The sequence below is a fragment of the Staphylococcus sp. HMSC035D11 genome (genome assembly GCF_001836075.1).
GTDB lineage: Bacteria > Bacillota > Bacilli > Staphylococcales > Staphylococcaceae > Staphylococcus > Staphylococcus hominis.
The window spans coordinates 1-577 of record NZ_KV827207.1 but is presented as its reverse complement, the minus strand read 5'-3'; the positions used below and the strand labels follow the sequence as shown (position 1 = coordinate 577).

Below are 577 nucleotides of genomic sequence, written 5' to 3'. Positions count from 1 at the left end.
ATGGAATTCCACTTTCCTCTTCTGCACTCAAGTTTTCCAGTTTCCAATGACCCTCCACGGTTGAGCCGTGGGCTTTCACATCAGACTTAAAAAACCGCCTACGCGCGCTTTACGCCCAATAATTCCGGATAACGCTTGCCACCTACGTATTACCGCGGCTGCTGGCACGTAGTTAGCCGTGGCTTTCTGATTAGGTACCGTCAAGACGTGCACAGTTACTTACACGTTTGTTCTTCCCTAATAACAGAGTTTTACGATCCGAAGACCTTCATCACTCACGCGGCGTTGCTCCGTCAGGCTTTCGCCCATTGCGGAAGATTCCCTACTGCTGCCTCCCGTAGGAGTCTGGACCGTGTCTCAGTTCCAGTGTGGCCGATCACCCTCTCAGGTCGGCTACGTATCGTTGCCTTGGTAAGCCGTTACCTTACCAACTAGCTAATACGGCGCAGGTCCATCTATAAGTGATAGCAAAGCCATCTTTCACTATCGAACCATGCGGTTCGAAATATTATCCGGTATTAGCTCCGGTTTCCCGAAGTTATCCCAGTCTTATAGGTAGGTTACCTACGTGTTACTC

General features: G+C 50.1%; 1 rRNA gene. It reads right to left on the bottom strand.

The window, feature by feature from the left end:
* Positions 1–577: ribosomal RNA gene (locus HMPREF2647_RS00290) — 16S ribosomal RNA — on the bottom strand; the annotation flags it as partial.